Raw genomic sequence first — 9620 nt, 5'->3', positions numbered from 1 at the left:
AAGAGACCTTTTGTAATAGATGCATGAAGGCAGAAAACAGGGTGTAATCTGCGACAGGGTATACTTTAGTGGATTGATGGAGAATCAAATGCTTAAAGAAGGGGCAAAACCGGCAAATATTTAAGCCATAGAGTGCGGCGTTACGTCCGGCGGCCAATCCCGTTGCCGCCGGAGTAAATCATTGGCAGTAAAACGCGCTAACGGCGGGGGCCGCGTAAATTAGTGTTGGACGACCACTCATAGGTGGCGGAGACATCGGGCTTGAACTTGTTCTTTTTCTTCTCGGCGCGCGCTTTCTTGGCAAGAATTTCCCTTTCTTTCATTAAGTTATCAATATAATTATCTTTGATATGGTTGCTTTCGGAGTTGGTAAGCGGGCGACCGTGTTTTTTCCTTTCCTGGTCGAGCAGGGTTTTAAGTTGACGCTGTTCACTTTCCGTCATGTCTTTCTGAGTCAGTCTTGGCATGGATATCGACCTGGTTGCGGGCAGGGAACTTCATTGTAGAGGAAAACCGCGCCGCGCTCAGAAAAATTATTTACATGTAAACGGACTTTAAATCATGCCCGGTAAATGAATTCAAACAATAATTATTATTAATGAATAGTAAGAATCCAAATAGTAAAAAAAGATAGTGTAAAAAATCCAGATGCACCAAATATTTTTATTTATATATAATTATCATGCATTTACAATAAAGTTAATTAATTTTTGCCCTAAAAGCAATCCGGTTCTATTTTCATATGAATATTGAAAATGATAAGTTTGATTTTATAATTAGCGCACTGTTAAATATATTCACAGGAGTGCCGTAGGGTGAAGTCCAGAGAGCGACGTATTCTTATTACGCTAACTATTATTATGTTTTCTTTTTTTTCTATTTTCAGCGCCTATTCACAGCCCAAACAAGCAGCTGAAAATATAGTTCAACAAGAACAAGTACCATGGTGGAAAAAGGCTGTTTTTTATCAGATCTATCTACGTTCATTTAAAGACAGCGACGCCGATGGTATTGGCGATATTAATGGCGTCATCGCCAAGTTGGATTATCTTAAAAACCTTGGCGTGGATGTTATATGGATATCGCCGCACTATGATTCTCCGCTGCATGATGGAGGATATGACGTAGCAGACTACAGAAACGTATTGAAAGAGTTTGGCACTTTATCTGATTTTGACCGGCTTGTTTCAGAATTAAAAAAACGTGATATGTATTTGATGATTGATATGGTCATCAATCACACCAGTGATCAAAATGCCTGGTTTCTGGCAAGTCAGCGCAGTAAAGATAATTCTTATCGTGATTATTATATTTGGCGAGAAGGGAAGGGTAACCAGCCGCCCAATAACTATCCTTCCTTTATGGGCGGCTCCGCCTGGGAAAAAAGCGATAAAACCGACCAGTATTATCTCCATTATTACGGCAAACAAATGCCGGATTTAAATTGGGATAATGAGAAAGTCCGCGATGAAATGTCCTCCATTATTAATTTCTGGTTGGATCGCGGCGTTTCCGGCCTGCGTTTTGACTCGCTGGTCACCATTTCCAAAACAAACGGTTTGCCCGATTTAACTCAGCAGGAACTTAAAAACTTCCCGATGGTTTACGCCAGTGGTCCTGAAGTTCACCACTATTTTAGCGAGCTAATAGGCACGCTGAAGTTACCTGAAAAAAACGTTATTGCGGGCGAAATGTTTGCCGTCCCGCTCGACCAAAATCCAATGTACACGGCCCCATCCAGGAATGAAGCCAATCTTGCCATTATTTATGATGTAATCAGATTCGATCGCGATGCCACCGACCGTTGGTTTAGCTTGCCATGGACGCTGTCGCAGTTAAGAAAAACCATTACCAGAGTCGATAAGTCAACGGGCGAGCATGGATGGAATGCATTCTTTCTGAGTAATCATGATAATCAACGAGAAGTCTCTCACTATGGCAGCGAAAAACCACAATACCGGGAACACTCGGCCAAAGCGCTGGCAACCTTGCAATTAACGCAACGCGCCACTCCTTTTATTTACCAGGGCGCCGAGCTTGGCATGACAAATTATCCGTTCAAAAGCCTTTCAGAGTTTCATGATATCGAAGATGTAGGCTTTATCAGAGATTATGTCGATACCGGTAAGGTTAATCCCGCGGTATTTTTCCAACACCTGCGCTTTACAAGCCGAGATAATAGTCGTACGCCCATGCAATGGGATGACACGGCCCAGGCGGGTTTTACCACCGGCATCCCCTGGTTGGCGGTGAATCCGAATTACCGAACAATTAATGCCCGAAATGAGATTAATGATGAGCATTCGGTCTATAACTATTTCCGCGAGCTCATTGCCTTACGACATGATACCCCGGCGCTGGTGACAGGAGAGCAGCGGGATCTGGATCCTGAAAATAACGCGGTGCTTGCTTATACCCGCACGCTCGGTAGCGATAACTATCTCGTTATCATCAACTTTACCGAAGCCGAGCAAAAGTATGCATTGCCGCAAACTATCTCAATTGAAAAAACGATGATTGAGAATAACGGGCAAGACAACGTTTCCCATAGCCGGGAGTTAACGTTAAATCCATGGCAATCGGGCGTTTATAAAATCAATCTGCAGTAAAACATCATATAAAGATCCGTCTGAATTAACTGTCCAAAGGTTATGGATAATTTAAATCAGGCGGACTTTTTCATTACAATTCCCGGTCCTTGTCGTGTCGCCCTGAACTGCCTGGGCGGAGCAATCCGGCGACATATCATCGTAAACAGCGCGCATTGCCGTCGTGCGTCAGATAGGATTCCCACCCAACTTACTCTTCTAACTAGCCTTAAATTAAGGCAAACTGACTATCGTCACGGTCTGCCAGCGGTATCTGGCGACCGTTATGTCAACGAAGCAGTGGTCGCGCCGTCGCCATTGTTAGTTCTCTTTAATTTACCTTCAGGTCATCAATTATCTATGCAAGATATTGCTTTTCGAGCCGACGTTGTCGGTAGTTTTCTCCGCCCGGCAGCGCTTAAGCAGGCACGTGCCGACTTTCAGGCCGGTAAAATTTCTGAGAGCGAGCTGCGCCATATAGAGGACGAAGCGATCATCGACTTGGTCGCCAAGCAGAAAGCCGCGGGCCTCAAAGCGGTGACCGACGGCGAATTCCGCCGCAGCATGTGGCACTCGGACTTCTTCTGGGGCTTCGACGGCATCGAACGCAAGTCGTCGGACTACCGCGTAAAGTTTAATGAAGTGACCACGAAATTTGATACGTCGCGGATTGTTGGCAAGATACGCTTTACCAGCCATCCCTTTATCGAGCACTTCACATTCCTGAAGTCCGTTGCCGGCGATGACGTTATCGCTCGCCAGACCATTCCATCTCCATCCCAATGTTACTGGGAATTTTTCCGCCCGGACAACCTGCAGGAAACGCTGCAGCAATACCCGGATCTGACCGAACTCCAGAAAGATATTATTCAGGCTTACCGCGACGCGGTTCGTGCCTTTTACGCCGCCGGCTGTCGCCACCTACAGTTTGACGACTGCACCTGGGGATTCCTGGTCGATCCGAAGAAATTCAATGAAATGAAAGGACTGGATATCGATTTTGATACCGTCGCCCAGCTTTATCTGGATATCAACAACCAGGTCCTCGCCGACAAGCCGGCGGATATGGTGATCAACACCCACATATGCCGCGGGAATTACTCGTCGGACTGGTGGACTTCCGGCGGCTACGAGCCGGTCGCGCCTTACGTACTCAACAAGGAAAATGTCGATGCGTTCTACCTGGAGTACGACACCGATCGCGCCGGCGGCTTCCAGCCGTTAGAAAAGGTGGGCGAGGGTAAAACCGTCGTATTGGGCCTGGTAACCTCAAAGTCGCCGGTACTGGAAGACAAGGAACAACTCAAGGCGCGCATCAGCGAGGCGTCGAAATTCGTTCCGCTTAAGCACCTTTGCCTGAGTCCGCAATGCGGCTTTGCCTCCAACGAAGAAGGCAATACCCTTACCGAGGAGGAGCAATGGGCCAAGATCCGCTTGATCGTGGAAGTCGCCAACGAGGTCTGGGGTGAATAACGCCTGCAAGGGCGGCCCTGACAGCTTGGCGAAGTAGAAAGAAAAGGGCGTTGTGGAGTCCGGCGGACTCCACAACGGTTGTAAACGCGATGAGACAACCAACAACGTGACCGTCATTTTAGTTGCGTCACCTTTATGGGATAAAGCAGCATTAAGGGCTGCACTGGCGAGGGTTCAAAGGCGAATTTAACGTAGAAGTTTCGCACGTCGTCATCCAACGCATGAACTATTAATGCTCTGACGCCAACTTGCAGGGCAATATTCTCTGTCCGAAATATTGCGTCTTTTAATAATGCAGCTCCCAGACCTTTACCGGAGTACGCCTGATCAATAGCAAGCCTGCCCAGAACGATAACTGGTAGCGACTCTGGCGCATTACGCCTATAGGCACCGGGTGCAGTATTCCTCTGAACGCTGCCAGTTGATAAACAATAATATCCGATTACCTGATTGGCAAATAACATATACGCGGGAAATCCCTGCGCTATGGTTCTTTAGCGCTTTCTTTTTCAGCCATTCATTAAGACTCGGCTCCGAGCTGCAAAAATCAGCGATATTATGCCCGGAAGATAATGGCTCGGGAGCTCTTATTCCCATGGTGATTTACGGTTCATCAGATCATTAATGCGTGCCTGGCGCTCAGCGGTGATTGGTGCATCCAGTTCGGCCAAAAACGCATCATATTGCTCGCCGTTCAGAATAAACAACCGCTGGTCCAGCAGGATATCCTGCGCCTCGCGGCAGGCTACTTCAAGCATAAAATCGGTGCGTGACTTCGACACAAGGTTTGCGGCCATATCGATCAGGTCGCGCTGGGAGGCTTTGGCCCGAATGTTGATCGGAGCTTCTCTGACTTCAGGTTTCATAATCCTGTCCGTATAGTGAATTTATATACAATTATATCTTATGTATGCAAAATTGTCCTTTCTTCCGTGTGGTGATGAAAAGGTATATACTTTTTTAGTATATATTTAAGGGAGGAAAAAACATGACCAAGCAAGCCGTTTTCACCATGAAACTTGAGGCTGAACTACGTGATACCTTCATGGCCGCAGCCGAAGCTGAGCATCGTCCTGCATCACAGATTGTTCGCGATCTGATGAGACAATACATTGAGCGTCAGGAGTACCGCCGTTTCCTTGAAGAGAAGGTCAACGTTGCTCGTCAGGATATAGCGGCCGGAAGAAGTATCGAACATAAGGATGCAAAAGCTATCTTTGCTGCACGCAGGGCTAAAATAAAAGGTGGCTTGTGATAGTTTATTGGTCGGAACAAGCGCTCAATGACAGTCAGCAGATATGGGAATATCTTGTCGAAAAGAATCCTGATGCCGCTGTGAAAATGGATGAATTATTTCAAGCCTCGGCCGAGCGTCTAGCTGATTTTCCTTATATGGGACACGAGGGGGATATTGCTGGCACTCGTGAAGTTTTTCCTCATGAGAATTATCGTCTGATTTACGAAATCCTGTCAGATAATGTGTGGGTATTGGCTTTAGTGCATACGTCGCAGCTTTGGCCCCGAATGAACGCGGGGTAATTAATGAAAGCCATCTCGGTAGTTGCACCAGCAGGCCAGAAAATTGCGACCGGTAAGAAAACGCTGGAGATTAGAAAGTGGCATCCAGAAATTTCAGCTGATGAAGATTTGCTGATTGTCGAGAATCAAAATTATCTGTTGGCAGACGGTGATGAAGAGATGGGGATAGCGGTTGCTATTGTCCAGGTTAAAAAAGTGAGGCCGTTTGTCGAACGTGATATCGCCGCAGCTTGCGCATCGTATTTCGAATCGGGTTGGCTGGCCTGGGAGATGACAAATATTCGTGTCATCAAAGAACCGGTGGCAATAATTGCCAAGAGAAAAATCTACCAAGTGGATTGGATGCCGGCGGACTAATTGCGGCGCGGCAGTTTTCAGATTATCCATCACGATCTGGAGCATGGCACTGAAGACGTGGTATTTGATTCAGCGCCAAATGATAGCACCGGGAACGCCAGTTCCCGCCCATCCTTACCTTGGTGCGCATAATGTATATTATGTTAAATAAGATAATAACCCTCACGACTAAACTACATCACCGGACCTCTCCTGCCGTCCTTGAACTAAATCTACGCATTTCCATCCCTGGTTTACCTCTGCGCAATCTTACTTCTGCTGCCGCCTAAACCGGGCAACCTTCGCCCTATTACCGCATAACGCCATGCTACACCAGCGGCGGCGATGTGCTTTGGTTCTGTCATAAAACCATAGGCTGCATTCAGGATGCTCGCATTTCCGTACGAGTTCGAAACTCTTTTCGCTTATCAGCGAAGCAGCCAGCTCCGCAATTGGCCCCAGCAACTGCGCCGGCGTCTGGCTGGCATAGATTTGTTTAATATGCAGCGTGCCATCCTCGCCGGCGACCAGCTGTTTGTAGCTAGTGGCCAAAGCCAGATAGCGGTTAAGCTCTTTGTTGATGTGTTGGGCCTGGAAAGCTATGCGCTGTATGTCTTTGATTACGGCGCGCCGGCCGGATTACGCCTTGCGCTCAATTATCCTGAGCGGGTGACGGGGCTGATTTCTCAAAACGGCAATGCCTATCTGGAAGGACTGGGTGACGCCTGGGCGCCGGTCCGCGCCTACTGGGAAGACGCCTCCGCTGAAAATCGCCAAGTGGTTAACGATGAGGTCATGAATCTGGAAGGGATCCGCTGGCAGTATCTGCACGGCGTGAAGGAGCCGGAAAAAGTGGCGCCTGAAACATACCATCTTGATACCCTGCTGCTTGAACGCCCCGGCAATAAGGATATCCAGCTGGATCTGTTCCTGGATTATGCCAATAACCTGAAACGCTACCCCGATTTCCAGGCTTTTTTCCGTAAAACCCAGCTGCCTGCGTTGATTATCTGGGGCGAGCACGATCCGTTTTTCATCCCGCCGGGCGCGCAGGCCTACAAACGCGACAATGCCAACGTGGTCGTCGAGCTGCTGGATACGGGCCACTTTGCGCTTGAAACGCACGTCGGGCATATCGCCAAACGTATTCGCGAAGTGATTGGCGGCGAGAAATTCTAAAGCCGGAATCACTGTTCATATCATTTTGATGGAATCTGTGATTAATATGACTGGATAAGTCAGTTCCCCGCCGCGGCAACCTTTTATACTGATGACTCGAGGGGGCACGGCGCCCTCTCCTTGCATCGTGTAGAACGTGACTTATCCAACTATAAAGGGGATTTCCCAATGAAATTGACCAGCCAAAGCTTTGAGCAGGGTGCGCCCATTCCGGGCGAGTTTGCTTTTGCCGTTCAGGATGCGGAAAAGCATCTGGCGTTATCCAGCAATAAAAACCCGCATCTATCCTGGAGCGAGGTGCCGGACGCCACCCGGTCGTTGGTACTATTGTGTCTGGATCCTCACGCGCCAGGCTCACTTGATAACGTCAACCAGGAAGGCAAAGAAGTGGCGGCATCGGTGCCGCGCGTTAATTTTTTCCACTGGGTGCTGGTGGATATTCCCGCGCAGGTTCGTGAAATTGCCGCAGGCAGCCACAGCGATGGCATTACCCCGCAGGGAAAAGCGCCGCTGCCCGCAGAGGCGGGAATACGCCACGGCATTAATGATTATACCGCCTGGTTTAAAGGCGATGAGCAGATGAGCGGCGATTACTACGGTTACGACGGCCCCTGCCCGCCATGGAACGATACCCTTGCCCATGATTACACCTTTACGCTCTATGCGCTTGATATTCCACGCCTGGAGCTGCAAGGCAAGTTTGATGGTCCGACGGTATTATCGGCTATCGCCGGCCATATTCTGGCCGAGACGAGTTTGACCGGCACGTACAGCCTCAATCCCAACGTGCGTTAGCCGTTTGGCGGGAAAACCGATGAAAGCCGACGTTCCTGATGTTACCCACGCTCCGTTGCCGGTAGAACGCTACCGGCTCTATTCGATGGCTCAGCCTTACCTGCAACATGCGCATCAGGTCGTCGATTTCCGTTTTTTTGATGCGACGCTGCTGCTGGTGAAATCAGGGCGATTGAACCTGCGCCGCGGGCAGGATTTATCCATGCGATTGGATAACGCCCAGCACATCATGCTGGTTGCCCCGCATACCCTGGCCAACGTAAGCAAAACCCCCGATGCGGCAACGGGGGTATTTCAGTCTTTATATCTGAGTTTTTCATCCGAGCTTATTGCCGCGTTTTATCGCGATCGGGCGCAATTTTTTACCACGCTGCCCCCGCTTTGCGGTTTTAAAACGCTCGCTTTGGACGACGAACTGCGCGACACGCTGGATTACTGTCTGCGCGGGCTTAACGACGAGTCGTCAAGCTACCCGGTGCAACAGCATCGTTTAAGCGGCGTGCTGATCGCCCTGGCCGAACGCGGGATCATTTTTATGCCGCGCGCCTCGGCTCCCCTGGGCGGCCGATTGACCGCGTTGCTGGCCGCCTCGCCGGAGTTCGCCTGGACGGCAGCGCATGCAGGCCAGCGTCTTGGCATGAGCGAAGCGACGTTAAGGCGCCGGTTGGCGGAAGAACAGACCCACTTTCGCACATTGTTGCAGGATATCCGCATGCACCACGGGATGACGCTGCTGCAAACGACGCGCTGGAGCCTTACTCAAATCGCCGATGCCTGCGGTTATCGCGCCGCGTCCCGTTTTTCATTGCGTTTTAAACAGCGATTCGGCTGTTCTCCCGCCGATATCCGCTGATAAGTCAGACGTGCCGGCAATATTTATCGATTAAAATAGTGCTCCGCCAGAAGAGCGGCGCCATCGTCTATCGCCTTGTGGATTGAGGTCACGGCGCGTTCGCCGTCCCCTGCGGCCAGGGCCAGCAGCAGCTCGTCATAATTATGCTGTCCTTGCGCCATTTCGGCGGACTGCGGATAAAGATAGTTAAAACAGGGGCCGATCTGGACCCAGAGCTGCTCGATAAGCGACGTCAGCGTCGGCATCCCGGCATATTCATACAGCGCGAAACGGAACTCACGGTTGGCCTGCAAGGCGTGCTCAACGTTTTGCTGCCGTTTGGCGGCCATAAATTGCGCGTTAAGGGTTTGCAAGCGGGCCAGTTTTTCCGCATCCAGCGCGCCTGCCGCCTGTGACACCGCCAGACCTTCAAGCTTTTTACGAATCAGGGTGATCTCCTGATATTTACCCAGCGGTATGTTCGGCACCAAAAAAGCCTGCGCCGGGGTGGCGTCCAGCGCGCCCGCCGCCGCCAGGCGCAGCAGCGCTTCGCGCACCGGCGTGACGCTGGTCCCCAGCTGTGCGGCGATCTCTTTCGTCACCAGCCGCGCGCCGGGTTTGAGCACGCCGACAATCAGGGCGGCTTTCAGCTTTGCCTCGACCTGCATCGTCAGGCTGAGCCGCTGCGCTTTTTCCATCTCAAACATAATGCCCCTTTCCTTTTAGCAAAAAATTGTCTTTCCTTTTGCGGTTTAATCCGTGGTCGGCCAGAAATGCATTATATAGGATATATCGTGTATCAAAAAGTTGAACGCTGATTAAACCATGCCTGTTTTTCGCTAATGCGTTTTTAATTCCGTCAGCCTGCCGTTGGCGGC

11 protein-coding genes and 2 pseudogenes are annotated in these 9620 nt (G+C 49.9%); 8 read left to right on the top strand and 5 right to left on the bottom strand.

Annotation, left to right across the window (positions count from 1 at the left end):
• Window positions 1-197 precede the first annotated feature (197 nt).
• Window positions 198-467 (bottom strand): YjbD family protein, encoded by a 270-nt coding sequence (locus DDT56_RS17755; protein ID WP_136167752.1) that lies wholly within the window; start codon window positions 465-467, stop codon window positions 198-200.
• Between the two features lie 348 nt (window positions 468-815).
• On the opposite strand from DDT56_RS17755, the gene DDT56_RS17750 reads away from it, so the two are divergent.
• Window positions 816-2609 (top strand): glycoside hydrolase family 13 protein, encoded by a 1794-nt coding sequence (locus DDT56_RS17750; protein WP_246856812.1) that lies wholly within the window; start codon window positions 816-818, stop codon window positions 2607-2609.
• A 339-nt stretch (window positions 2610-2948) separates the two neighbouring features.
• On the top strand, window positions 2949-4061 hold the full coding sequence (locus DDT56_RS17745) for a 5-methyltetrahydropteroyltriglutamate--homocysteine S-methyltransferase (RefSeq protein ID WP_136167751.1): 1113 nt from the start codon (window positions 2949-2951) through the stop codon (window positions 4059-4061).
• Window positions 4062-4174: 113 nt separating this feature from the next.
• Here DDT56_RS17745 and DDT56_RS17740 read toward each other — a convergent pair.
• Together DDT56_RS17740 and DDT56_RS17735 are read right to left on the bottom strand one after the other, a co-directional pair.
• Window positions 4175-4658 (bottom strand): annotated as a pseudogene (locus DDT56_RS17740) (GNAT family N-acetyltransferase).
• On the bottom strand, window positions 4649-4927 hold the full coding sequence (locus DDT56_RS17735) for a type II toxin-antitoxin system TacA family antitoxin (protein ID WP_136167750.1): 279 nt from the start codon (window positions 4925-4927) through the stop codon (window positions 4649-4651). Before DDT56_RS17735 ends, DDT56_RS17740 begins: the two are co-directional and overlap by 10 nt.
• A 122-nt stretch (window positions 4928-5049) precedes the next feature.
• Between DDT56_RS17735 and DDT56_RS17730 the strand changes: the two genes are divergently transcribed.
• From DDT56_RS17730 to DDT56_RS17720, 3 genes are read left to right on the top strand one after another with little or no spacing between them, the layout of a single operon-like run.
• Complete coding sequence (locus DDT56_RS17730) at window positions 5050-5316, top strand: CopG family ribbon-helix-helix protein (protein WP_136167749.1); 267 nt, start codon at window positions 5050-5052, stop codon at window positions 5314-5316.
• Window positions 5313-5600: a type II toxin-antitoxin system RelE/ParE family toxin gene (locus DDT56_RS17725; protein WP_136167748.1), complete on the top strand. Its 288-nt coding sequence runs from the start codon at window positions 5313-5315 to the stop codon at window positions 5598-5600. Before DDT56_RS17730 ends, DDT56_RS17725 begins: the two co-directional genes overlap by 4 nt.
• 3 nt (window positions 5601-5603) lie before the next feature.
• Window positions 5604-5957: an ASCH domain-containing protein gene (locus DDT56_RS17720; protein WP_136167747.1), complete on the top strand. Its 354-nt coding sequence runs from the start codon at window positions 5604-5606 to the stop codon at window positions 5955-5957.
• 249 nt (window positions 5958-6206) lie between these two features.
• Here the strand turns inward: DDT56_RS17720 and DDT56_RS24840 are convergent, their stop codons facing one another.
• Complete coding sequence (locus tag DDT56_RS24840) at window positions 6207-6401, bottom strand: CGNR zinc finger domain-containing protein (protein ID WP_246856811.1); 195 nt, start codon at window positions 6399-6401, stop codon at window positions 6207-6209.
• Between the two features lie 108 nt (window positions 6402-6509).
• Here DDT56_RS24840 and DDT56_RS17710 point away from each other — a divergent pair.
• From DDT56_RS17710 to DDT56_RS17700, 3 genes and pseudogenes are all read left to right on the top strand, one after another.
• Window positions 6510-7115 (top strand): annotated as a pseudogene (locus DDT56_RS17710) (alpha/beta fold hydrolase); the annotation flags it as partial.
• 168 nt (window positions 7116-7283) lie between these two features.
• Window positions 7284-7910 (top strand): YbhB/YbcL family Raf kinase inhibitor-like protein, encoded by a 627-nt coding sequence (locus DDT56_RS17705; RefSeq protein WP_136167746.1) that lies wholly within the window; start codon window positions 7284-7286, stop codon window positions 7908-7910.
• A 19-nt stretch (window positions 7911-7929) separates the two neighbouring features.
• The gene (locus DDT56_RS17700; RefSeq protein ID WP_136167745.1) at window positions 7930-8763 is read left to right on the top strand and encodes a helix-turn-helix transcriptional regulator; all 834 of its coding nucleotides are present in this window, start codon (window positions 7930-7932) and stop codon (window positions 8761-8763) included.
• Window positions 8764-8786: 23 nt separating this feature from the next.
• Here the strand turns inward: DDT56_RS17700 and DDT56_RS17695 are convergent, their stop codons facing one another.
• Entirely contained in the window at window positions 8787-9449 is a 663-nt protein-coding gene (locus DDT56_RS17695; RefSeq protein ID WP_136167744.1) for an FCD domain-containing protein, read from the bottom strand.
• Between the last annotated feature and the right edge of the window lie 171 nt (window positions 9450-9620).

Source organism: Brenneria corticis (assembly GCF_003115855.1).
Classification (GTDB): domain Bacteria; phylum Pseudomonadota; class Gammaproteobacteria; order Enterobacterales; family Enterobacteriaceae; genus Brenneria; species Brenneria corticis.
This window is presented reverse-complemented; position numbering and strand designations above follow the sequence as displayed.

Bases quoted from the DNA above. Each gene is read 5' to 3' on its own strand.
- DDT56_RS17755 (WP_136167752.1), bottom strand. From the start codon at position 467: ATGCCAAGACTGACTCAGAAAGACATGACGGAAAGTGAACAGCGTCAA.
- DDT56_RS17745 (WP_136167751.1), top strand. From the start codon at position 2,949: ATGCAAGATATTGCTTTTCGAGCCGACGTTGTCGGTAGTTTTCTCCGC.
- DDT56_RS17735 (WP_136167750.1), bottom strand. From the start codon at position 4,927: ATGAAACCTGAAGTCAGAGAAGCTCCGATCAACATTCGGGCCAAAGCC.
- DDT56_RS17730 (WP_136167749.1), top strand. From the start codon at position 5,050: ATGACCAAGCAAGCCGTTTTCACCATGAAACTTGAGGCTGAACTACGT.
- DDT56_RS17720 (WP_136167747.1), top strand. From the start codon at position 5,604: ATGAAAGCCATCTCGGTAGTTGCACCAGCAGGCCAGAAAATTGCGACC.
- DDT56_RS17705 (WP_136167746.1), top strand. From the start codon at position 7,284: ATGAAATTGACCAGCCAAAGCTTTGAGCAGGGTGCGCCCATTCCGGGC.
- DDT56_RS17700 (WP_136167745.1), top strand. From the start codon at position 7,930: ATGAAAGCCGACGTTCCTGATGTTACCCACGCTCCGTTGCCGGTAGAA.
- DDT56_RS17695 (WP_136167744.1), bottom strand. From the start codon at position 9,449: ATGTTTGAGATGGAAAAAGCGCAGCGGCTCAGCCTGACGATGCAGGTC.